Source organism: Streptomyces sp. NPDC056835 (genome assembly GCF_042789485.1).
GTDB lineage: Bacteria > Actinomycetota > Actinomycetes > Streptomycetales > Streptomycetaceae > Streptomyces.
Map to the genome: position 1 here is coordinate 125,825 of NZ_JBHUBB010000021.1, position 21,421 is coordinate 147,245.

The window sequence follows — 21,421 nt, forward strand, 5'->3', positions numbered from 1 at the left end:
ACGGCTGTCCAATTCCCGAACAGTTTCTTCGGCACCGTCCGATCGTTGGATCTCCAGCAGCGGACGTGTGAGCAGGGAAAGCCGTGCTCGCGTTCCACGAAAGCCGTGCGAACGTATTCGCCGCTGCGGAAAGGGCTCAAGATGAAGTGCAAGAAGGCCGCAACGGTCGTCGCCGGCCTGCTCCTGGCCATGGGTTCCGCTGCCCCGGCCATGGCTGACGCCGAGGCGGAGGGCGTAGCCGCCAACTCCCCGGGTGTCCTCTCCGGGAACGTCATTCAGGTTCCCGTGAACATTCCGGTCAACGTGTGTGGTAACAGCATCGACGTCATCGGCCTGCTGAACCCCGCGTTCGGCAACAAGTGCATCAACAAGTGACGTTGCAGTGACGTTCTAAGGGCACCCCGCGGGGGTGTTCTCGGCCGGTCCCGGGGCGCGTTCGACATGCGCCCCGGGACCGGCCTCAGTTGGCACCGTTTTCAACCAGCGACCACTGCTCGCCGCACCGGTGAGCAGGAGGAGAACCAGATGCGAGATCTCATCAGTAAAGGACTGCTCACCGCCGCCGCGGCGTCGAGTGTCCTCTCCATGAGCGGCGGTTACGCCCAAGCGGTGGACGCCGACGGGGCGGCCGTCGGCTCACCGGGCGTGCTGTCCGGGAACACCGTTCAGGTGCCTCTGGAGATCCCGGTCAATATCTGCGGGAATACGGTGGATCCGATCGGGGTGCTCAACCCGGCTTTCGGCAATGCCTGCGCCAATACGTCGAGCGCGCCGAAGCACGCGCCGCACTCGGCTCCCGCGCCCCACGGTGCTCCCCCGGCACACGGTGCTCCCCCCGCTCACGCGACGCGGCCGGCTCCCGAGGCGGACGACAACGTCACACCCGCGGCCCCGCCCCAGAGCCACGCGCCGCACCACGGCGTGCCAGGCCAGGCGTCCCCGGGCAGACACCACGACGAGGCCGCCAGCTCCACGCACGCCTCCACCGTCGCCGCCGGCTCGCCGGGCGTGCTCACGGGCAACGCCCTGGAGGTCGTCCCCGACATCCCGGTGAACATCTGCGGCGACTCGGTGGATCTGATCGGCATCCTCAACCCGGTCTTCGGCAACTTCTGCGCGAACGGCACCCCGGAGGCGCCGCACGGCACCCCGGGCACCCCCGGCACCCCTGGATCTCCGGCGGCCCCCGAGGCTCCCGAAGCCGCCACGCCGCCGGGCGACCGTGCCGTGGACCCGGCCGCCCCCGCCACACACCCGCGGACCCCGGCCCCCCGGGGTTCCTCAGAAGCGATCCTGCCCGCCACGATGCCCAGGCCCGCGGCCTCCGGCGAGATCGCTCAGCTGGCCTCCACCGGCAGTGATCTGAACCTGCTCGCCATGGGAGCCGCCAGCGCCGGTCTGCTGCTCGGTGGCGGAATCCTCTACCGCCGCAGCACCGCCGCCTCGCGCGTCTGACGGCGTATCCGCCCTGCCGGGAGAATCACGACGGATTCTCCCGGCCGGCTCGCCCCGCCCCGCCCGCTCCGGCCCGGGGCGGCGCCGTCAGGACAGTCTCGGCTCCGCGACCGGCGCCGACGAGGCCTGTCGCTGGCGGACCGTGACGAGCGACCCGCCGCGTGATCCGAGCCGTCGCCGCACCCCCGCCACCAGCCGCTCGGCGGTGTACGCCGCCCCGTAGACGAACCGCATCGAGGGCCCGAAGGACGGGGCGCTCAGCAGCCCGGCGACGAAGAGCCCCGGGTACGAGGACTCGAAGACCGCGCTCGCCTCCGGCGCGCTGCTCGGGCGCACCGTCCGCATGCCGGTCCGCAGTTCACGGTCGACCAGGCCGAGCCGTTCGAGCCCCGGGGTGAATCCGGTGGCGGCGATGACATGGTCCGTGTCCACGGTCTCGACCCGGCCCGTGGTGGCGACCAGTTCCAGCCGTACGCGTCCGTCCGCCCGGGCCGCGCCCGCCACGCTCTCGCCCAGCCGGACCTCCACCGCCGGCTCGAAGCGGTCCCGCAGCCACCACGCGCCGGCGGGGCCGAGCGCAGAGGTGAACACCCGGGCCCGGGTCGTCTCGGGCAGTCTGCGGAAGATGCCCGGGGTCTCCGCGTAGAGGTAGTTCTTCCAGCCGCAGCCCAGACCGGTGTGCGGGGCGCGGGCCGCCTCCAGGGCGGGGCGCTGCCGGGGCGGCGGCAGGGTGTTCCAGTTCAGTCGGTCCGACCGGGCCACCACCCGTACGGCGGTGCCCTGTTCGGCGAGGAGCGCGGCGGTCTCCAGGGCGGCCTGCCCGGCGCCGATGACCGTCACGTCCCTGCCCACGAAGCGCGTCAGATCGGCGTGGTGGCTGCTGTGCGACACCTGGTCGGAGGCGAGTCCGCGCAGCGGGGCGGGGATGTCGATGAAGGGCATCACCCCGACCGCGAGCGCCACCGTACGGGCGAGGATGGTGGTCCCGTCGTCGGTGTCGAGCCGGAACCCGCCGGGGCAGGCCCGTACGGACGTGATCATACGTTCGTCCACCGGCGGGGCCGCGTGCTCCGCGAACCACAGGCCGTACGAGGCGAAGAAGCCAACGGGCAGCGGGGAGGCGTGCCGTACCTCCACCCCTGGGTCGCCGCGTAGGCGGCAAGGCTGAACGCGCCCTTCGGGGCGGAGAGATTCGACGCCCATGGTTCGGACTTCAGGAACATGCCGGGCGGCATATGGTCACGCCACGAGGCCATGGGTCTGCCGAAGACGCGCAGATCGAGGCCGGCCGCCGCCGCGTGGGCGGCGATGGAGAGTCCGTAGGGGCCGGCGCCCACAACTACCAGGTCGTACATCGTGTGTCCCGCTCTCTGTGTCGGAGGTTCGGACATGGGGCTTGGGGTGGTTGACGGACGGTTCATCAGGGCGTGTGGGAGACAGGGGGGCGTGGATTCGCGCGGTTCCTGCCGCGCCCGCGCTGCCGTACGGGGGACGTGCGGGGCCGCTCGGAGCCGGCCGTACGCCGTCCTGGCAGCGCCCGTCTGAGCCTGCGCCAGCCACGCCGTACGACATGCAGCACCCATGCGACGGCCATGGCGTACGCGGGCAGCGGGTCGTCCAGCGCGAACCACGCGGCCTCCGTGGACCGGGGCCGCAGCACGCCGCGCCCGGCCCGGCGGACGCCTCCGGGCCGGAAGGACGGGAGGAGGGTCTGCCGCGGGGACGCGAGAAAGGACAGCAGGGCGTAATTCTCCACCACGAAGGTCCTGCCGTGCGCCGCCTCCTGCGCGGGGACGGTCCGGCCGGTGAGGTCCAGATGCAGCGCCCGGACGACATCGGTGCCCGACCGGTCGGTGAAGAGCCGGAACTGCGCGCCGGGCCGGGGGTTGAAGTCGAGCAGATGGTAGGCGCCGGTGGCGGTGTCGAGCCGGAAGTCGAGGTCGAGGATCCCTCGGTAGCCGAGCGCCGAGACCATCTGACGGGCCATCCGCTCGACCGCCGGGTTCGGCAGCCACCGGCCCACGGCGGTCAGTCCGGCCCCCACCGGCCAGGACCGTTCCTTGCGTCCGGCGGCCCCGATCAGACACTCGCCGTCGGCGCCGCTGTAGCCGTGGAAGAACCAGTCCAGGTCCCGGCCCTGCGGCAGGAACTCCTGGAGCAGCAGCCGGCTGCCCGCCTCGGCGCTGCGCCCGTACAGCTCGCGGGCCTCCTGCGGGGAGCGTACGACCAGGGTGCTGCGCAGCCCGGTCCCCTCCGGGAGGAGCCACGGCCGGCTCCACTTCGCCACTACCGGCAGTCCGAGCGACCAGGCGGCCGCCGCGGCCTCCTCGGCGCCCGAGGGGATGACGGTGCGCGGGTGGGGGATGCCGAGCGTGCCGCAGATCCCGACCAGTTCGGCTTTGTCCGCGACGCGTTCGGGCAGTCCTGACGGCTGATCAGGGAGCAGATAGCGGCCGCCGAGCCGCTCCCGCAGCCGGCCGACCGCGATCGCGCTCAGATCGTCCATGGCGATGAGCACGGGCGGGGTGGTGAGCCCGTCCGCGATCCCGAGCAGCAGCCGCTGAATCTCCGCCAGATCCGAAGACTCCGTCAGATCCGTGGGGTGGTCGGGCCGCAGATGCGCACGGCGCAGATAGCGGGAGCGTCCCACGGGGCTGCGCGCGCCCTCGATCACCGCGTGGACCTCGATCCCCGCGCGGCCAAGGGATCTGACGGCGCCAAGGGTGCCGTGATGGAACGGGTTGCGGTCGAGCCTCATGAGTACGGCGGGGACTCGGGTGTCAAAGCTCGGCACGGTGATGTCCTTCATTTCGGTAACCCATGCGGGGGATGAAATTCACGAACGGACTACTGGAACGCCAGGCCGGGTTCCCGATCGGCTTATTAGAAATACTTTTGTGATCAACGTGACCACGGATCGAGGCCACGGAAAGAGGGTCCAAACTCACGAGGAGCGGACATGCCCCTTCGACGACGACGGCTGACGACCACCTGCCTGGGAGTGGTCACGGCCGGCCTCCTCGCTTCCGGTGCGGCGCTGCCTGCCACCGACACGGACGCGCGGGCCGCGACGGACGAATCGGCGGCACGCGATAAGCCGAAACCGCCCAGGGCACCCGAACCCGCGATGGGCGCGTATCTCGATTACGGACCGAAGGGCGTCCGGCGCATCGCCTCCATGCAGAGATGGCTCGGCGGCAGGGAGCTGCGGGTGGGGCACACCTATCTTCCGGGGGACGTGTGGTCCAACATCGAGGGCGGCCCGGGCTTCCTGGAGGACTGGGCCGCGTGGCGAAAGGCGAAGGACGACCGGCTGTTCGTCCTCAACGTGCCGATGCTCGAACACACTGAGGAGCGGGTGCCTGACGCTCTTGTCCGCAGTGAGCTGCGCCGGGCCGCGGGGGGCGATTACGACGGCCACTTCAGGACCCTGGCGCAGCGGCTCGTCGGACTGGGTGTTCCGGACACGGTGATCGTGCTCGGCTGGGAAATGAACGGGGTCACGTACACGCATCGCTGCGGGCCCGACCCGGAGTCGTGGAAGAAATACTGGAATCGCATCGTCACCACCATGCGCGCAGTGCCCGGACAGAAGTTCCGGTTCGATTTCGCTCCGAACCGCGGACGGGACGCCATTCCCTGGACCGAGTGCTACCCAGGTGACGATGTCGTCGACATCATGGGCATGGATTCTTATGACCAGCCCCCGGGCCGGACATTTGATGAACAGGTGAATGAGCCCTTTGGGCTACAGGAGCATGTGGATTTCGCCGCTGCACACGGAAAGGTTATCTCCTATCCGGAGTGGGGCCTCTTCCGCAACGGTGACAACCCGGAATACATGCGCCGCATGCTCCAATGGATCGACACATACAAGCCGGTGTACAACACGGTGACCGACTACTGCCCGCACGGCATCTGGCAGTGCGGGCAGAATCCCAAGTCGTCGAAGATGTTCCGGTCCATGCTGTACGGGTTCAAGCCGGAGCCCGTACCGATCCCGGTGCCCGAGCCGGCGCCCACCCCGACGCCGACACGGCCGCCCGGCACCTGTATGCCGCTGGACCTCGGTCCCTGGGTGGAGAAGTGGCTCGGTGGCAAGATCTGTATCCGCCTCAACTGGTCGCGGCGCGAGGACGGCTGACCGGCCGCCCGGTACGGGGCGGCGGCGTCCGGGGTCATCCCCCGGCGCCGCCGTCCCGCAGCCGTTTGACGAGCGCGGCGGCCCGGTCGCGGCCCGCCGCCTGCGCGACCAGCAGTTGCAAGGACGGCGCCAGATGCGGCCGGGCGAGCAGCAGTCGCTGGTTGCGGACGGTCTCGGGACGCCAGTGGTGCTTGTACGGCTCATTGCCGCGCAGCATGCTGAGCGTGGCGCGGCCGCTCGTACTGATCCGCTGCGCCCCGCTCCGCAGCAGCATCGTGGCCACGTCCACCTTCCTGGCACGCAGCGCCGGATCGGCCCCGTACAGATAGCCGCCCTCCAGCCGCCCGGACATCAGGGTGAGATCCGCCGCCACCACCGCGCCGGACAGCCGGAACTCCGTCAGCCGGGCTTCGCCGTATTCGGTCATGGACCGTACGGACCTGGTCAGATGATCCGCGAAGCGCACGCTGAGGTGTTCCGGGGTGACCCCGCGGCCCCGCCACTGGAGCCGGTGCAGTTCCAGCAGCCGCCCGACCGCCGCCGGGATCTCGTCCTTCGGCACCACCCGCTCCTCGATGCCCAGCGCGTCCAGCTTGCGCAGTTTGGCGCGGACGCGCTGGGCGCGCGAGGAGGTGAGTCTGCCGAGCAGTTCGTCCATGGGAACGCCGGGCAGTTCGAGGCAGAGGGAGTCGTCCAGCTTTCTGCGCGGGCCCGCCCAGCAGGCGAAGATTCGTTCCGCCGCGGCCCCAGGCCGTACTTCGCGCAGATCGATCACCGCCGTACGGGCCAGCTCGGCGAGCGATGTCGCCAGCGCCACCGCCGCCGCCTCGGCGCAGTCGTCGTGGAGCAGGACGTCGGAGAAGTCGGAGATGGAGCCGCCGAGTTGGACGAGGACGGGCAGGGGGCGGTGGACGAGCATCAGCGGGGCCGCGGCGACGAGTTTCGTGCCCCGGCGTACGAGCACGACCCGCAGCCCGCGCCGGTTCCCGTACGACAGCCACCACGAGTGCAGCCAGGAATGGCTCTGGAAGGGCGTGGCCGTGCGCGAGTGGCGGTACAACTCATGCCAGTCCGGGGCGAGTTCGGCGAAGCGGCCGGCATCACGGCAGAGCTCCGTGGTGAACACCGGGCCGGACATCCGCGACGTGGACCTGAACAGCGGGGAGAAGACGCGAAGGTGCGTGACCGGAGGGGCTGTGCGGGTCGCGGCGGTGCGCGCGCTCGATTCGGCGGCCATCAGGCTCTCACACCGTTTCCGACTGCGGCAGCGATGGCGGCATCGGCTGCGCCTGGGAGTGCGGCTGGGGTGATGTCGCCGGGCCGGGTACGTTCGCGTGGAACTCACCAGGCCGCCGTTTCGGCCTGACCAGCAGACCGAGCCCGCCGAGCAGCCCGCCCGCGCAACCGCCGACCAGGGCCGACAGCCCGGCCGAGGGGGTCACCGGACCGGTCGGCTCGACCGCTCGGGAGAACTGAAGCACCCGTACCCTCGTACTGCCCTGCATATGGGAGCCGTTGACGACCAGCGCCCGTGCCACCCCGTCCGCCATGCTCACCGCGGTCAAGGCCCGGTCCGAGGTCGCCGTCACGGAGATCATCGGAGCGTCCGGCGAGGTGGCCGTCCGCACACTCTCCCGGAGCGTCCGCGCGGGCACCCCGGCCCAGACCGGCGCGTCACCGATCAGCGCGACCTGCGCGGCGACACGCCCGTAGGCCGTCGCGAACCCCAGCGCGGCGGCCGGGTCGGACTTCTCCGTCGGTACGACGATGACATAACTGGTCGCCGAGTACTGCGGCGTGCGGAGCATCCCGTATGTACCGCCTGCCAGCGCCCCGGCCAGGACCGCGGCCGGCACGATCCAGCGGGCGGGCAGCGCCGCCACCTTCGACAGCGGGAGTCGGGCCCGACGCCGCGGGGCGGAGACGGCCACGGATTCGGGGACGGCGGGCCGGCGACGCGCGGCCGGGCGTCGCGGGGGGGTGGTGTGCGGGGTCATGAGCAGCTCACTTCTCGGAGGGGGGCCGGGCCGCGAACGGCGTTCTCGTAGACGGTCATCAACTGGCGGGCGCTGTGGGCGATGTCGTAGTGGCGCGCGGCCGGGGGTACGGGCAGCCGGCGCGGCCCCGCCGCCCCGAACCGCCTTAGTTCGTCGACGAGTCCGGGTACGGAGCCGCTGACCCGGCGCGCTCCCGGCGCGGCGTCGGCGGGCAGGTCCTGGAGGGCGGGGCAGGTGACATGGAGGACCGGCAGCCCGGCCGCCAGCCCCTCCACGACGGCGAGTCCGAACGCCTCGTCGGGGGAGGTGGAGACGAAGACGTCCATGGCCGCGAGCAGCGCGGGGAGATCCGGCCGGCGCCGCGACGGGTGCGCCGAGGGCGGGGGCGGCGGGTCCTGGCAGGCGCCGTGCAGCAGGATCCGGTCGGCCGCGCCCCGCTCCCGCGCGAGCCGCAGGAGCCGGTCGCGCTCGGGTCCCTCACCGATCAGGAGGAGGCGTGCGTCGGGCAGTTCGGCGACGGCCCGTACGAGCCGGTCGAAGCGTTTGCCACCGGTGAGCCGTCCCACCCCGCCGACCACGAAGGCGTCCTGGGGCAGTCCCAGGCGCGCGCGGGCCGCGCCGCGCGCGGTCTCGTCGTAGGCGAAGCGCCCGACCTCGATGCCGTTGGGCACCACATGGATACGGTCGGGGCGCACGCCCCAGCGCTCCAGGCGCCGGGCGACGGTGGCGGAGACGGCGACGGTCGCGGTGCCCAGGCGTTCGCCCGCGAGATAGAGGGAGCGGGCGCCCGCGGAGAGCGGCCGGCCCTCGATCTGGACGGCTCCGAGGGAGTGTTCGGTGGCCACGATGGTCCGTACGCCGGCCAGGCGCGCCGCGAACCGCCCGTACAGACAGGCACGGTAGAGGTGCGTGTGCACCAGGTCGTACCGTCCGCGCTTGATCAGCCGCGCGAGCCGGGGCAGGGCGGCGAGGTCGCGGTTCCCCGCCATGTCGAGGTCGGTGACGGGGACGCCGTCGGCGACGATGCCCTCGGCGACCGCTCCCGGGTTGGTGAGCGTGATGACCTCGCTGTCGGTCGGCAACTGCCGCAACAGGAGCCTGAGTTGCTGCTCGGCGCCGCCGATGCCGAGTCCGGTGATGATGTGCAGCACCTTCATGTCGTCGTCGCCGCCCGGGTGTCGGCCGCGGCGGCCATCGAGGGCACGGCCGCCACCGCGGCCACCGCGTCCAGCGAGGTCCGTCTGGTGTGCGCCGCGTACTCGGCGTACTCCCCGGCCGGAACGGGCTCGCGGCGCCAGTGGTGCAGCCGCCGCTTGAGGTGCAGCCTGGGACCGGTGTCGCTCTCCCCGACATGGACGCGGGGCAGGGCGAACACACCGGTGAGCGGCCCCGGGCTGATGGCGCAGGCGTACGCGTAACCCGCGGCGCGTACGGCCCTGATGGCGCGAGCGTCGACCGCGCCGTACGGGTAGCAGTAACCGGCCACCTCGTGACGTCCGGTCAGATCCCGCAGCAGGTCACGCAGAAGCTCCCGGCTCCGTGCGGTGTCGGCCGCGAGCAGCGCGTCGTCGGCCTTGGTCAGATCGGTGTGGCGCAGTCCGTGCGAGCCGATCTCCATGCCCGCCCGCGCCGCCGCGCGGATGCCGTCCGCGGTGAGGAGGGGTTTGCTCGGGCCGGGACTGTCCCATTCGTTCGTACCGCCGAGACGGCCAGGCAGGACGAAGACGGTCGCGGTGAACGCGTAGCGGCGCAGCAGCGGGACGGCCTGTTCCAGGAAGTCGGCGTACCCGTCGTCGAAGGTGAGCCCGACGAGCCCGGCGCCCCGCCCTCCGGCGCGGGCGCGCAGCAGCCGGTCCATACTGACGCCGGTCAGCCCCCGGCGGCGCAGCCAGCGCAGCTGCCGTTCGAGCCGGTCGGGCGAGACCGTCACCCGGTAGGGGTCGTCGGTGGGATCGGCTACGGAGTGGTACATGGCGGCCCACAGGGGGCCGGCGGACACCGTGTCAGCGGGCATGCGCGAGCTTTCGTGTGAGGGGGCGGGTGAGGAAGCGGAGGATGGTGTCGGTCTCGGGGGCCCGCAGGGCGTGCGCGATGACGAGGAACACCGCGCTCACCACCACGCAGGCAGCCATGGCGCCCAGGACGGGTGACGGGACGAGGGCTCCGCAGAGCCATCCGGAGCCGGTGGCCGCCGCCGCGGCGGCGCCGAGTTTGACCAGGCCACCGGTCATGAACCGGAGGCTGACGGGCACGCTGTGCCGGCCGACCCGGTACAGCATCAGGGCGGCGGTGACGGTGATACCGAGCGCGTTGGCGGCGGCGATACCGAGCACGCCCCACACCTGTACGAGCAGGGTGCCCACGCCGGTGGTCAGCGCGAGCCCGGTGAGCATGGCGAACGCGGGGAACCACAGCGGGCGCGCGGCGGAGAAGTAGCAGCGTACGAGCGCCCCGACGAGCGTGTGGCCCAGCAGGCCGAGCGCGTACACCCGCATCACATCGGCGGTCGCCGCCGTGTCCGCCGGGTCGAACGCACCGCGCTGGAAGAGCACTTCAATGATCTGCGGCGCGCAGGCGACCACCGTGGCGGCGCCGGTCAGCACGATTATCCCGGCCAGCGCGAGATCACGCTCGACCCGGAGCCTGGCCCGCTCGGTGTCCCCCGCCGCCATGGCGCGGGCGACCACCGGGAAGGTGACGGTGCACAGCATCATGGAGAGCGTCATGGGGATCTGCGCGACCTTCTGCGCGTAGTTCAGATGCGAGATGGCGCCGGCCGGCAGCGGCGCGGCGAGGAACCGCTCGATGAGGACCTGCGACTGCCGGCTGAGCGCGAAGACGATGACGGGCGCGAGCAGGGCGAGGGCGACGGGCGGTCCGACGCCCGCGGCCTTCGGCCCCTGACCGGTCGTGGTCACCACCACCGGCCGACGGGCGCGCAGCCCGCGCCACAGGACGGGCACCTGGACGAGCACCATCAGCGCGCCGCCGATGGCGACCCCGGCGGCGGCGGCCCGTACCCCCCACCGGTCGCGGACCGCCAGCATGGTGGTGATGATCCCGGCGTTGTACGCGACGTAGATCATCGCGGGCGCCGTGAAGCTGCCGTGCGCGCGGAGCGCCGCGCTGCAGTAGCCGGCCATGCCGAAGGTGAAGGCACAGGTGGCGGTCAGCCGGGTGCAGTCGACGGCGAGCCCCGGCTCGGGCAGCCCCGGCGCGAGGACGGCCACCACCCAGGGCGCGGTGGCCACCAGCAGGGCCGAGCCCGCGCCGAGGGCGAGGAACAGCCGGGGCAGCGTGCTGCGCACCAGAAGCCGTACGGGATCCGGGTCCAGGCCCGGTGCGGTGGCGCGCCGGGCCAGTGCCAGGCTGAACGCCGGTACGAGGATCAGCGCCATGGCGTCCTCGATGAGGAGCGTGGCGGCCACCTCGGGCACGGTCCAGGCGACCAGGAAGGCGTCGGTGTCGGGGCCGGCGCCGTAGAGATGCGCGATGGTCTGGTCGCGGACGAGCCCGAGCAGCGCCCCGGCGGCGGTCAGCAGCGCGGTGAGGAACGCCGCGCGCGCCAGGAACCGTCCGGAGGTGAAGGAGCCGCGGCCCTCCGCGCCGGGGCCGGCTCCGCCCGTACCGTCTCTTCTCGTGCCCCCGCCCTTCGCTCTCTTCACGGAGGGCGGCTCGGGCTGCGGCGGCACGGCGGGAAGGGAGTGCTTCGTATCGCTCACGCGCGACCGGCCTCACTCCTCGCGGGCCGCCCGACAGGCCCGAGGGCCCACCGGGCCGCGAGGCCGAGCATCACGGCGGTCAGTACGGTCGAGGGGCCGCCGATGTCCGCGTAACTGAAGTCGACGAGCTGCCAGACCAGCAGCCCTGTGACGGCGAGGCCGCAGTCGGCGCCGGTACGGGAGCGGTACGCGCCGGGCAGCCGGCGCAGTGCGCGGACGAGGAGCGCCGCCCAGCCGCCCGCCAGGGCGACGATGCCCAGCAGCCCCTGTTCACTGAGGACGAGCAGATACATGTTGTGCGGGGAGAGCAGCGGCTGACGCTGGAAGCCGAGACCGGCGCCCTCGGTGTCGCTGGCGGCGGAGAGCGCGAGTGAGGCGTGGCTGTCGCGGTGGGCGGGGAAGCCCTTCAGCCCGACGCCGGTGACGGGGTGCTCGCGCCACATGTCGGTGGCCGCGGCCCACATGGTGTACCGGTCGGTGACGGACTGGTCGGGCGCGTCGGTGACCCGCGTGATGCTGTCCAGCCGCTCGTTGATCATCTGCGAGCCGATACCGAGACCTCCGACGAGTACGACACCGAGCGCCCCGGCGACGAGAACGACCACGACGGCGCGGCGCGGCCCCGACAGCGTCAGCTGGAGAACGACGGCCACGGCGGTGGCGATCCAGGCGCCGCGGCTGAAGGACAGGGCGAGGGGTACGGCCAGCAGCCCGGCGCAGCCGAGCGCGACGGCGCGCCGCACGCGGGCCACGTGCCGCCCGCGGCCGTCCGCACCGTCCGACCCGTCCGCCCCGTCCGCCCCGTTCGCCCCGTTCGCCGCCGGGCTCAGGGCGAAGCCGACGCAGATGATCAGTCCGTACGCGACGACCGTGGCCATGCCCATCACGTCGGTGGGGCCGAAGGTGCCGACCGCGCGGATCTCCTCGCCCATGTACGAGGCGCCGGTGCCGGTCAGATACTGCGTGACGCCGACCGCGCCCTGCGCCAGCGCGAGGACGACGACGGACCCGGCGACCAGCCGGAAGTCGCGGCGGTCGCGCAGGAGGAGCAGCAGCGCGCCGGGCACCAGCACGAAGATCTGGAGGTAGCGCGCCACTCCCGGCAGGCTGGAGGCCGGGTCGTGGGCGGTGACCGCCGCGATGCCCACGCCCAGCACAGGAAGCCCGAGGACGAGCGCGGCGGTACGGGTCAGCGGCCGGGCGCGGTCGCGCAGGACGCGTACGAGGCAGTACAGGACGAGCAGTCCGGAGGCCGCGTCCGCGACGCCCCCGGACCCGGCGGAGCCGTCCCCGGCCGGCGCCGAGGGCACGGCGAGCAACGCGACGACCGCGACGGCCGGCAGCAGATGCGCCGACCGGCGCAGGACGTGTCCCCACGGACCCGCCGCCGGAAGCGGCCGGTCCGCGCGCCCGCGGGCGGCGGGATGACGGGCGGTCGGCCCGGCGACCCCGACGGCGCCCGGGAAAACGACGCCGGTGGCGTCGGCGGCCATCAGCTGCCCGCCGGGCGGACGAGGGACGCGGCGGTCCGCAGCAGGATGCACACGTCCTGCCACAGCGACCAGTGGTCGATGTAGTGGTTGTCGAACCGCGACCGCTCCTCGATGGAGGTGTCCCCGCGCAGCCCGTGCACCTGCGCGAGACCGGTGATCCCTACGGGCATCCGGTGCCGGGCCGCGTAACCGGGCTGGGTCTTGCTGAAGTTGGCGACGAAGAACGGACGCTCGGGCCGGGGCCCGACGAGGCTCATGTCGCCCCGCAGTACGTTCCAGAGCTGGGGCAGTTCGTCCATCGACGTACGGCGCAGCAGACCGCCCACCGGGCTCATCCGCAGATCGTTGGCGATGTTCCAGCGGGTGGCGGACTCGTGCTCGTCGGCCGGGCGCAGGGTGCGGAACTTCAGCAGGGTGAAGGTGCGGCCGTTCTGTCCGACGCGTTCCTGGCGGAAGAGCACATCGGGACCGTCGCAGAGCCGGACGGCGAGCGCGCAGACCAGCAGCACCGGGGAGGCGGCCACCAGCAGCGGAAGCGTGAACACCACGTCCAGCAGCCGTTTGACGACCGCGTCACGGCGCCGGCGGCCTACGGCGGGCGGCTCGACCCGGCGGGCGGCGAACCCCCAGAGGTGCCGCTCCATGGCGACGGGCGCGGCGGTCAGGTCCCACGGCCCGGCGCCGACGAACCAGGTGGCGCAGCCGTACTCATGGAACAGCGCGACGAGGGCCGCGCGCTCCGTACCGCGGTCCGTGCCGTCGCCGGGGTCGGCGGCGCCGTTGTCGCGGAATCCGGAGTCCTGGAATCCGGGCTCATGGAACCCGGAATCGCTGAACCCCGGCTGACCGAACCCCGGCTCGTCGAACCCGGAGCCGCTGAGCCCGTGGTCACGGTCGATGAACCGGTGGTCGATGAACAGCGCGTCCTGAACACCGTTCTGGATGACCGCCCGGTGGATCTCCTCGGCCGAGGTCAGCACCGGCAGGGCGGGGGCGTCCATCACCCCGCCGTCCCGCCCGCCGGTTCTGGTGGCGGCCCGGTCCGCCTCGTCGTCGTCCTGGGCCGGCCCGGCGATCCCGACGGGCCGCAGGCCGTACTCGGGGTGCTGGGCGAGCAGCGCGGCCAGCCGCCGGGCGTCCGGACCCGACCCGACGACGAGCGCGGACCGCAGCCGGTCGCGCGCGACGGCGCGGCGCCGGGTGTGCAGGAGTGAACGGCCGCCGCAGGCGACGGCGAGCTGGAGCACGCAGCCGCCCAGCAGCGCCGGGACACCCACGGCCAGTGAGGGGAGGAGCGCGGCGAGTACGGCCGCGGCGGCGCACCAGGCCACCGCGATCCGGGCGGCGAGCGCGGGGAGCTGGTCAAGCCCCGACAGAGCGACCCCGGAACGGTAGAGCCCGGCGGACGCGTTCAGTACGGTCACCCAGACGATGAGCTGGACGACGAGAACGGCGTCGCGCTGCTCGTCGTTGAGTACGACGGTGGACAACAGCGCCGCGAACACGTCCGAGGCGATCAGCGGCAGCCCGAAGCGCAGCGGGGAGCCCCCGGGACGGCGGGCGGGCGGCGCGAGGCGGTCCGGGGTGTCGCGGGGGGAGGCGATCGGGGGGCGCCGCAGGACCTGCTGTCCCAGGGTCTGTGGCCCCGGGGTCTGCGGTCCGACGGTCTGCTGCCCCAGCGCCTTCTGTCCCAGCCCTTTCTGTCCCACCGTCTGCTGCCCCACCGTCTGCTGCCCCACCGTCTGTTGTCCCAGGGCCTGTTGCCCCATGGCCTGTTCCGCTGTCCGCGCCCGCCCGGTCGGCGGCGGAACGCTGGTGCTTTCCGTGGTCACTGGGGAATCGGCTCCCTGCGTTCGGGGCGCGGCACGGAGGCGACTTCGCGGTACACGTCCGCGATGGCCCGCGCTGTCTGCCGCACGTCATAGGTGCTGAGTACGTGCTGATGGCCCTGGCGGCCGATGGCTTCGCGCAATGGCGCGTCGCGGAGCAGAGCGCCGATGGCCGCCGCCAGCGCGGGCGGGTCCTCCGGCGGAATGAGACAGAGCGCTTCGTGACCGGGCGGCAGGCTCTCGCGCGCGCCGTCCACGTCGCTGAGGACGACGGCCCTGCCGCTCGCCATGGCCTCCAGCGGGGCCACCGCCATGCCCTCCCAGCGCGAGGGCAGGACGACCAGATCAGCCGCCCGGTACCAGGGCGCGGTGTCCGGTACGGCGCCCGCGAAGACCACCGACGGCGGCGCGGCGGCGCGCAGCGCGGCGGCGTCCGGACCGTCCCCGACGAGGACCAGCCGCGCCCGTGGCAACTGGAGGAGGATCTGCCGCCAGGCCCGTAGCAGGATGTCCTGCCCCTTCTGCCGGCAGAGCCGCCCGACACAGAGCACGACGGGTGTGCCCGGTGGGAGGTCGGCCAGCGGCGGGAGCGCGGCCCGCGCGGCGGTGGTGTCGGCCATGTCCGCGGAAGCGGACGGCCCGGCCGTGGCCGCGGATCCGAACCGTCCGACGTCGACCCCGTTGTGGACGACGGACCAGGGAGCGTGGATTCCGGCCCGCTCGCCGGTGCGCCGTTCCGCGTCACTGACGCATACGACCCTGTCGGTCCACCGGACGGCCCAGCGCTCCCAGTGGCCGGCCAGCCGGCCCGTCATGCCGCCGACCGCCTCGAACGACCAGGCGTGCGGCTGGAAGACGGTGGGTACCCGGCCCCGGACGGCGAGCCGTCCGGCCAGTCCGGCCTTCGCGCTGTGGGCGTGCACCAGATCGGGCCGGACCCGCCGTACCACCCGGGCGGCCTGCCCGACCTCACGGACCAGTCCGGGCCCGGGGTCTCGGGTCGCCCGCCAGCCGTGGACCTCGGCGCCGAGCCGGGCCGCCGCCGCGGCCAGCGGCCCTTCCCCGGGACAGGCGACGGCCACCCGTACGCCGGTCTCCAGTTGCGCCTCGACCAGATCCAGAACCACCCTGGCCACTCCGCCGTCGACCGGCTGGACGAGGTGGAGCGCGGTGAAGCCGGCCCCGGGCCGGTGCCGTTGTGACTGCACGCGCGACTCCTCCACTCGTGGATACGGGAAAACGATCTCTTCGAGCGGGCTCGGGCGCCCGGAGTTCAGGTCCGGTTTTCCGCTCCTACGAAAAACGCACCGGTGCGGCAGGGGTCACGCTTGACGCCGAATCGAACGCTTGAGTCATCCGGCGCCCCTTGAATTCATTACCGACCCAAAGAACCGCCGAATTCATCAAATTGACTCTCTGCCTTGAAGATCGAAACAAGAAGGCACCTTTACAGAGGGCGGAGTGAAAATCACGTGAGACGCGCTGAATCGCGCTGAACGTACAAAAGGACTCTTAGGAGCGGCCGTTCCGGGGTCGGCCGGTCGCCGCACCCGGCCGGGTGACACACGGGACGTCACTCATTCGGACGCACAACCGACGGGCGCCTTCGGCGTTGATGCATAGGTCGGGCAATAGCGCCCGGCGCGTATAGCGTCCCCTTTCGACCGAGGAGCCCTACTCCATGTCGCGTATCGCCAAGGCTGTTGTTCTCTCCACCGCGGCCGCCGCCGCTGTCGCCGGCGCCTCCGGCGCCGCCTTCGCCGACGCCGGTGCGGAAGCCGCGGCTGTCGGCTCCCCGGGTGTCCTCTCCGGCAACGTCGTTCAGATCCCGATCCACCTGCCCGTGAACGTCTGTGGCAACACGATCAACGTCATCGGCTTGCTCAACCCGGCCTTCGGCAACACCTGCGTCAACGCCTGACGCCCTTCGCTGTCACTGTCGGCGCCACGCCCGACGGCGCGTCGACGTCGCACGCGAGAGCCGCTCTTCCCCTCGGGGGCGGAGCGGCTCTTCCGCTGTCCGGGGGGTTCCGTGGGTCACCCTTACGCGCCCGCGTGTCCACTCTTCCGGCGGCGCGGCACAGCTGCGCGCGGGCGCCATCCGGGTGCGTCGGGCCAGGTGGGAACAGGCCGGGCCGGATACGGGCGGAGTCCGACGGACCGTACGGGAGGTGCCCGTTCGGTTGCGGGCCCCGCGCGGGGAACGGACGGTGAGGAGAACCTTCCGACTCGTCCCGAAAGGACCAGGCATGCGTCTCCAGCTCTCCCGCCGCGTCACGACCGCCGCCGTCTCCGCCGCGCTCGTACTCGGCACCACGGCCCCGGCCGCCGCCCGTGAACTCCCGCGCGACACCGGCACCGACACCGCGCCGGCCCCCGCGCCGGCCCCCGCGCCCGGCCCGGCGGCATCCACGGCGCCCCCGGCATCCACGGCATCCACGTCGAGCGCGGCGCTCACGGCGCCCACAACGCCCGCGACGCCCGCGCAGGAGACCGAGCCCCTGAAGAACGTCGGGGACGTACTGAAGCCCGTCGCCGATCTGGTCCAGGCGGCGCTGAAGGCTCCCGGCGGCGAACTCTCGCCCGCGGATATCGAGAAGCACACCAAGGCCATCAGGGACGCCGTGGCCGCCCTGAAGGCCGCCGCTCCGGCCGACGCGCAAGCCGATGTGGTGGTGACCGTGGAGAAGACCACGGACTCAGTAATCGAACCCGCCGCCGTTGATCTCCAGCAGCCGTGAACGGCCGCCGCCCGGCCGCTCGTTCGATACGGACATAGGGCGAGTCCCCTTCATTCGAGTGGCCTGTCCAGAATTCCTTCCCGACGGAGTTTCCGCCGCGCGCACGCGTCGTTACTGATGACGAGCGACCACGCGAATGGGACCTCCAAGAGGCCTGTGCGAAGCGTGAGTTGTCTCGCAACAGACATCGCTGAAAGAAGGATTCACCATGAAGCCCATGAAGGTCGCCGCCGTCGTCGCCGGTTCCGTGATGGCTCTGGGTGCCGCCACCCCGGCGTTCGCCGCCGAGGGCATGAGCCTCAATGGCGGTCTGGAGACCGTGCTGAGCGAGGGCCTCAAGGACCCCCGGCCGCTGAACACCAACGCGCTGGACACCGAGAACCCGGGGTCCGTGCTGAACGTCGTGAAGGGTGCCACGGACAGCCTGAACAAGAAGAAGGGCGGCAAGGCGAACGGCAAGACCGCCGGCAAGAAGACGTCGGGCAAGACGGGCGCCAAGGAGATCGTCGGTACGTCGACCGGCAACAAGCTGCTCGGTGGGCTTCCGCTCGGCAAGTAGTCTCCGGCGGCGGTTTCCGGACGGTCCGGGCCCCGCGAGGGCCCGGACCCCGTAGCCGCCGCAGCCGCCGTAGCCGGCCCGGCCCGGCTTCGGCTGACGCGATCAGCTGGTCCAGAAGTCCCACCAGCGGGTCAGGACGAGCATCCCGATGCCGCCGGTCCACAGCACCGGCGGCACCCAGTGGAACTCGGCGAGCGCGCCCCGCAGGCCCGTGGGCGCGGGCAGGATCCCGTGCTCGATGTTGTGCGCGGTGACGTAGCAGAACATCACGATGGTGGCGACCCAGGCCAGACAGCACCACAGACACAGCGAGTTGATGCTGTAGAGCGACTGGTACTGGAGCCAGGCGCAGAAGCCGACACCGAAGAGCGTTCCCGCGTTCAGGCCGAGCCAGAACCAGCGCCGGTAGCGCGCCCCGGCCAGCAGCCCCGCGCCGACGCCGATGACCACCGCGTACGCCGCGAGCCCCAGCATCGGGTTGGGGAATCCGAAGGCCGACGCCTGTTCGCTCTTCATGATGTTCCCGCAGGAGACCACCGGGTTCAGACTGCACCCCGGGGTGAAGTCCGGGTCCTCCAGCAGTTTGAACTTGTCGAGGGTGATCACCCAGGCCGCGAGCAGCCCGGCCGCTCCGCTGATCATCAGCACGAACGCGAAGGCCCGGCCGCCGCCCCACGCACCGCCGGTGCTGTCCGTACGCTCGTCGGTGGTCCTGTTCTCGGCCAGTACCGTTGCCATGACGTCCGCTCCCCTGCCTCCGGTGCTCATCCGGTGTCTGTCCGCGCTTCCGACGCTCAGCCGCGCAGGCTGCGTACCGGCACCAGGCAGTGCGCGGCGCTGGTGAGCATCGTCCGGTCCCCGGCGAAGGCGCGCAGTTGCTCCGCGGCGACGGGCCTGCCCGGTGTCGCCTCGGCCCACGGCCGGGTGGCGACGATGAAGTAGACCTGCCCGTGATCCCGCGCGTCCCGCTCCCACTCCGGCGGGACGGGGCACTGCGCGTTCAGATACGGCATCGTCAGTACGGCGCGGCCCGCCTCCACCAGCAGCGTGATCGGCACGTTGGGGGTCTTCGAGACATCGACCAAGTCGCCGCCGGGGATCAGCCCGACCTCGGCGAGCACCGTACGCATCGTCTCCTCGCCGGCCTCCGCCCCGTCCTTGCCGTCCCCGAGTGAATAGGCGAGCAGGAAAGGCGGGTTGCGTTCGCCGTCGGTGGGATCGCTGGTCCAGGAAATCACCGAGAGAGTGCCCAGCCTGGAGGCGTTCCGCGCACTGATCGAGGCGGAATTGATAGAGGTCATGTTGCGGCACAGTAGTGTCCCCCGGGGAATATCCGTGAGCCCGCTTCACCCAAGTGGGGGACCGCGCACGCCACTTCGAAACATCACTCTCTCAATTTCGTTTTTCAGTACGAGACTTATTCATCTGTCCGCGCGTGGACTTCCCCGCGCGGCCGGGGACAGCCAGGCGCGCCAGTGGCTCTGGCCCGGCAGATCGGGAAGGCGCACAACGCGCCACCCCTTGGTGTACGCGGGCGGCGCGTCCTCCCCCGCCACCACGACGGCCACCGGCCGGTCGCGGGCGAGTGCGACGAGCCCCGCGGGGGTGATGGAGCCGTCGTGGCCCCCGGTCTGCCGTGACGCGCAGCCGGCGAGGTAGGCGAGCCGTACGGCCTCCGCGCCGCTGACCACGCAGGGCGGCCGTACGCCGTGGCGCGCCAGCTCGGCCGCCACCCTGCCGAACGCCACCCTGTTGGCACGGCCGCGCGCGGCGGCGCTGTCGAGGACCGCGTACTGCACCGCCAGATGCGCCGCCAGCAGTGCCGCGAGAGCGCCCACCGCCAGGGGGCGCGGCCACGCCGCCCGGCCGATCCGGGCCAGGCCCGTCGCCGCCGGCAGCGCGAGCAGCGCGTACGTGGGGAGGAGGAAGCGCGGCGCGGCGTAGCCGATGAGCAGGACGTACGGCACCGCCATCGACAGCCCGGCCAGCGTAGGCACGACCACGACGGCCGCCCTTCTCGCGCGCGCCGCGGCCAGCACCCCGCACAGGACGAGGAGCGGCAGCACGAACCACCACACCGCGGTGACGGGCCGCCGCCAGGGGATGTCGCAGGGGCGGCAGAGCAGCCGCCCGTCGAGCGCGCGCACCTGGTCGTCGAAGGCCAGATGCCAGCCCAGGTCCCCCTGGATCGCGCTGGCGCGCCGCAACCGCGCGAAGAGGCCGCCGTAACCGGCGTACGCCTCGACGGCCCACGGCGCGCAGCCGAGGGCCGCGCCCACGGCGAGCGCCAGCAGTGGGAGCGGGCGCCGCCACGCCCCGACGAGGAGCGCGGTGGCGGCGAGCGGCAGGGCGAGCCAGAGAGCGTCGCTGGGACGCATGAGCGCGACGAACGCCACGCCCCCGCACAGGCCGGCGAGCGCGGCGCGGTCGGACCGGTCGCGCGCGGCCCGCAGGAAACAGCCGACCGCGAAGAGGGACCCCAGGGCGACCCACAGGTTCGGCATGACCTGCGGGCCGTAGAGGACGGTGATCCACAGCCCGGCGAACAGCGCGCCGGCGAGAGCGAGTACGCGCGCCGGGAGCAGCCGTCGCCAGACCCACAGGGCGAGCAGGAGACCGGTGCCCGACAGCAGCGCGAGATAGACACGGAGGGCCTCGACGGACGAGGTCAGGGCCGTCACCGGCGCGATCAGGAGGGTGATGCCCCGGGCGCGCGGCGCGCTGAAGAACGCGGCTTCGGCGTCCCTGGCGACCTGGCTGACGTACACCGTCTCGTCCCAGCCGAGACCCGACCCGGGCACGACGAGCACCAGTTGGAGGATGGTGTACGCCACCGCGACAGCGGCGGGCCATCCGAAGTCACGGACCGCCCGCCCGCCGTCGGCCCGGGGCCGCGTCCCGCTCGGGCTCGCGGCGACGGCCGGGGTCTCTGTCATGCGCCCTACGCTGCCGCCGCGCCGCCCGCCCGGCCATCGGGACAAGCCACTCGGACGAACAGCGGGCGGGGACCGGGCCGGATGAGGCCGGACGGGGCGCGCCGACCGTGGCTACGAGGTCACGTACTGGCCGTCGTACTCGCCGGTGGGCGGGATGGGCGTGATGACGTCGATCAGGACCCCGTTGGGATCGGCCACGATGAAGTGCCGCTGCCCGAAGTCCTCGCTGCGCAGCTCAAGCTCGGCCGTCAGCCCCTCGCGGACGACGAGCCGTTCCCACTCCGCGTCCACGTCCGCCACCTCGAAGTTGAGCAGCAGCCCGCGGACCGGTGTGCGGTAGGCGGCGGGCAGCGTGGGGTGGTCGTAGTCGAGGAGAGCCAGCTCGTACGGCTGCGCCCCGGGCCGCCGCAGGCTCACGTACCAGTCGGCCTCGAAGGTCGTCTCGAAGCCCATCAGGCCGGTGTAGAAGTCCCGGGACCTCTGGATCTTGGAGGTGCAGATCACCGGATAGAAGCTGGTCAGCATCGCGGGAACCTTTCGCGTAC

Annotated in this window: 19 protein-coding genes and 1 pseudogene; 6 read left to right on the forward strand and 14 right to left on the reverse strand. The window is 72.3% G+C overall.

Features of this window, described 5'->3' with window-relative positions:
* Positions 1–141 precede the first annotated feature (141 nt).
* Together ACFRMN_RS24110 and ACFRMN_RS24115 are read left to right on the forward strand one after the other, a co-directional pair.
* Positions 142–375, forward strand: a complete 234-nt coding sequence (locus ACFRMN_RS24110; RefSeq protein WP_365748900.1) for a chaplin — start codon at positions 142–144, stop codon at positions 373–375.
* A gap of 150 nt (positions 376–525) precedes the next feature.
* Positions 526–1,455, forward strand: coding sequence for a chaplin (locus ACFRMN_RS24115; protein WP_383022717.1), 930 nt, complete (start codon positions 526–528; stop codon positions 1,453–1,455).
* Positions 1,456–1,542: 87 nt separating this feature from the next.
* On the opposite strand, the pseudogene ACFRMN_RS24120 reads toward ACFRMN_RS24115, so the two are convergent.
* Positions 1,543–2,810 (reverse strand): annotated as a pseudogene (locus ACFRMN_RS24120) (FAD-dependent oxidoreductase).
* A gap of 65 nt (positions 2,811–2,875) precedes the next feature.
* A complete protein-coding gene (locus ACFRMN_RS24125; RefSeq protein ID WP_383022719.1) occupies positions 2,876–4,249 on the reverse strand; it encodes an ATP-grasp domain-containing protein in 1,374 nt (457 codons plus the stop codon).
* Between the two features lie 165 nt (positions 4,250–4,414).
* On the opposite strand from ACFRMN_RS24125, the gene ACFRMN_RS24130 reads away from it, so the two are divergent.
* Positions 4,415–5,599, forward strand: coding sequence for a glycoside hydrolase family 26 protein (locus tag ACFRMN_RS24130; protein WP_383022721.1), 1,185 nt, complete (start codon positions 4,415–4,417; stop codon positions 5,597–5,599).
* A gap of 34 nt (positions 5,600–5,633) precedes the next feature.
* Here the strand turns inward: ACFRMN_RS24130 and ACFRMN_RS24135 are convergent, their stop codons facing one another.
* From ACFRMN_RS24135 to ACFRMN_RS24170, 8 genes are all read right to left on the reverse strand, one after another.
* Positions 5,634–6,737 (reverse strand): GNAT family N-acetyltransferase, encoded by a 1,104-nt coding sequence (locus tag ACFRMN_RS24135; RefSeq protein WP_383022765.1) that lies wholly within the window; start codon positions 6,735–6,737, stop codon positions 5,634–5,636.
* Positions 6,738–6,843: 106 nt separating this feature from the next.
* Positions 6,844–7,596: a lipopolysaccharide biosynthesis protein gene (locus tag ACFRMN_RS24140; protein ID WP_383022723.1), complete on the reverse strand. Its 753-nt coding sequence runs from the start codon at positions 7,594–7,596 to the stop codon at positions 6,844–6,846.
* Positions 7,593–8,753, reverse strand: coding sequence for a glycosyltransferase (locus tag ACFRMN_RS24145; RefSeq protein WP_383022724.1), 1,161 nt, complete (start codon positions 8,751–8,753; stop codon positions 7,593–7,595). The genes ACFRMN_RS24140 and ACFRMN_RS24145 overlap by 4 nt, the downstream gene beginning before the upstream one ends.
* Positions 8,750–9,610 (reverse strand): polysaccharide deacetylase family protein, encoded by an 861-nt coding sequence (locus ACFRMN_RS24150; RefSeq protein ID WP_383022726.1) that lies wholly within the window; start codon positions 9,608–9,610, stop codon positions 8,750–8,752. Before ACFRMN_RS24150 ends, ACFRMN_RS24145 begins: the two co-directional genes overlap by 4 nt.
* Complete coding sequence (locus ACFRMN_RS24155) at positions 9,600–11,318, reverse strand: lipid II flippase MurJ (RefSeq protein WP_383022727.1); 1,719 nt, start codon at positions 11,316–11,318, stop codon at positions 9,600–9,602. The genes ACFRMN_RS24150 and ACFRMN_RS24155 overlap by 11 nt, the downstream gene beginning before the upstream one ends.
* On the reverse strand, positions 11,315–12,811 hold the full coding sequence (locus ACFRMN_RS24160) for an O-antigen ligase family protein (RefSeq protein WP_383022729.1): 1,497 nt from the start codon (positions 12,809–12,811) through the stop codon (positions 11,315–11,317). The genes ACFRMN_RS24155 and ACFRMN_RS24160 overlap by 4 nt, the downstream gene beginning before the upstream one ends.
* Entirely contained in the window at positions 12,811–14,643 is a 1,833-nt protein-coding gene (locus tag ACFRMN_RS24165) for a sugar transferase (RefSeq protein ID WP_383022731.1), read from the reverse strand. Before ACFRMN_RS24165 ends, ACFRMN_RS24160 begins: the two co-directional genes overlap by 1 nt.
* Complete coding sequence (locus ACFRMN_RS24170; protein WP_383022733.1) at positions 14,640–15,848, reverse strand: glycosyltransferase; 1,209 nt, start codon at positions 15,846–15,848, stop codon at positions 14,640–14,642. The genes ACFRMN_RS24165 and ACFRMN_RS24170 overlap by 4 nt, the downstream gene beginning before the upstream one ends.
* Positions 15,849–16,321: 473 nt before the next feature.
* On the opposite strand from ACFRMN_RS24170, the gene ACFRMN_RS24175 reads away from it, so the two are divergent.
* The 3 genes from ACFRMN_RS24175 to ACFRMN_RS24185 all read left to right on the forward strand — a co-directional run bounded on the left by ACFRMN_RS24175 (position 16,322) and on the right by ACFRMN_RS24185 (position 17,940).
* Positions 16,322–16,561, forward strand: coding sequence for a chaplin (locus ACFRMN_RS24175; RefSeq protein ID WP_383022734.1), 240 nt, complete (start codon positions 16,322–16,324; stop codon positions 16,559–16,561).
* 328 nt (positions 16,562–16,889) lie between these two features.
* The gene (locus tag ACFRMN_RS24180; protein WP_383022736.1) at positions 16,890–17,381 is read left to right on the forward strand and encodes a hypothetical protein; all 492 of its coding nucleotides are present in this window, start codon (positions 16,890–16,892) and stop codon (positions 17,379–17,381) included.
* A gap of 208 nt (positions 17,382–17,589) precedes the next feature.
* The gene (locus ACFRMN_RS24185; RefSeq protein ID WP_383022737.1) at positions 17,590–17,940 is read left to right on the forward strand and encodes a hypothetical protein; all 351 of its coding nucleotides are present in this window, start codon (positions 17,590–17,592) and stop codon (positions 17,938–17,940) included.
* A gap of 102 nt (positions 17,941–18,042) precedes the next feature.
* Here the strand turns inward: ACFRMN_RS24185 and ACFRMN_RS24190 are convergent, their stop codons facing one another.
* The 4 genes from ACFRMN_RS24190 to ACFRMN_RS24205 all read right to left on the reverse strand — a co-directional run bounded on the left by ACFRMN_RS24190 (position 18,043) and on the right by ACFRMN_RS24205 (position 21,401).
* Positions 18,043–18,678 carry a vitamin K epoxide reductase family protein gene (locus tag ACFRMN_RS24190; RefSeq protein WP_383022739.1) on the reverse strand — a complete coding sequence of 212 codons (636 nt, stop codon included), beginning with the start codon at positions 18,676–18,678 and terminating at the stop codon, positions 18,043–18,045.
* A 56-nt stretch (positions 18,679–18,734) separates the two neighbouring features.
* Positions 18,735–19,241: a DUF5949 family protein gene (locus tag ACFRMN_RS24195; protein ID WP_383022740.1), complete on the reverse strand. Its 507-nt coding sequence runs from the start codon at positions 19,239–19,241 to the stop codon at positions 18,735–18,737.
* Positions 19,242–19,361: 120 nt separating this feature from the next.
* Positions 19,362–20,876, reverse strand: a complete 1,515-nt coding sequence (locus tag ACFRMN_RS24200; protein WP_383022742.1) for a hypothetical protein — start codon at positions 20,874–20,876, stop codon at positions 19,362–19,364.
* A gap of 111 nt (positions 20,877–20,987) precedes the next feature.
* Entirely contained in the window at positions 20,988–21,401 is a 414-nt protein-coding gene (locus ACFRMN_RS24205) for a VOC family protein (protein ID WP_383022744.1), read from the reverse strand.
* Positions 21,402–21,421 lie beyond the last annotated feature (20 nt).

Coding starts and splice junctions, on each gene's coding strand:
- ACFRMN_RS24200 (WP_383022742.1), bottom strand. CDS start 20,876: ATGACAGAGACCCCGGCCGTCGCCGCGAGCCCGAGCGGGACGCGGCCC.
- ACFRMN_RS24135 (WP_383022765.1), bottom strand. CDS start 6,737: ATGTCCGGCCCGGTGTTCACCACGGAGCTCTGCCGTGATGCCGGCCGC.
- ACFRMN_RS24140 (WP_383022723.1), bottom strand. CDS start 7,596: ATGACCCCGCACACCACCCCCCCGCGACGCCCGGCCGCGCGTCGCCGG.
- ACFRMN_RS24190 (WP_383022739.1), bottom strand. CDS start 18,678: ATGGCAACGGTACTGGCCGAGAACAGGACCACCGACGAGCGTACGGAC.
- ACFRMN_RS24180 (WP_383022736.1), top strand. CDS start 16,890: ATGCGTCTCCAGCTCTCCCGCCGCGTCACGACCGCCGCCGTCTCCGCC.
- ACFRMN_RS24195 (WP_383022740.1), bottom strand. CDS start 19,241: ATGACCTCTATCAATTCCGCCTCGATCAGTGCGCGGAACGCCTCCAGG.
- ACFRMN_RS24110 (WP_365748900.1), top strand. CDS start 142: ATGAAGTGCAAGAAGGCCGCAACGGTCGTCGCCGGCCTGCTCCTGGCC.
- ACFRMN_RS24145 (WP_383022724.1), bottom strand. CDS start 8,753: ATGAAGGTGCTGCACATCATCACCGGACTCGGCATCGGCGGCGCCGAG.
- ACFRMN_RS24130 (WP_383022721.1), top strand. CDS start 4,415: ATGCCCCTTCGACGACGACGGCTGACGACCACCTGCCTGGGAGTGGTC.
- ACFRMN_RS24175 (WP_383022734.1), top strand. CDS start 16,322: ATGTCGCGTATCGCCAAGGCTGTTGTTCTCTCCACCGCGGCCGCCGCC.
- ACFRMN_RS24185 (WP_383022737.1), top strand. CDS start 17,590: ATGAAGCCCATGAAGGTCGCCGCCGTCGTCGCCGGTTCCGTGATGGCT.
- ACFRMN_RS24150 (WP_383022726.1), bottom strand. CDS start 9,610: ATGCCCGCTGACACGGTGTCCGCCGGCCCCCTGTGGGCCGCCATGTAC.
- ACFRMN_RS24205 (WP_383022744.1), bottom strand. CDS start 21,401: ATGCTGACCAGCTTCTATCCGGTGATCTGCACCTCCAAGATCCAGAGG.
- ACFRMN_RS24160 (WP_383022729.1), bottom strand. CDS start 12,811: ATGGCCGCCGACGCCACCGGCGTCGTTTTCCCGGGCGCCGTCGGGGTC.
- ACFRMN_RS24115 (WP_383022717.1), top strand. CDS start 526: ATGCGAGATCTCATCAGTAAAGGACTGCTCACCGCCGCCGCGGCGTCG.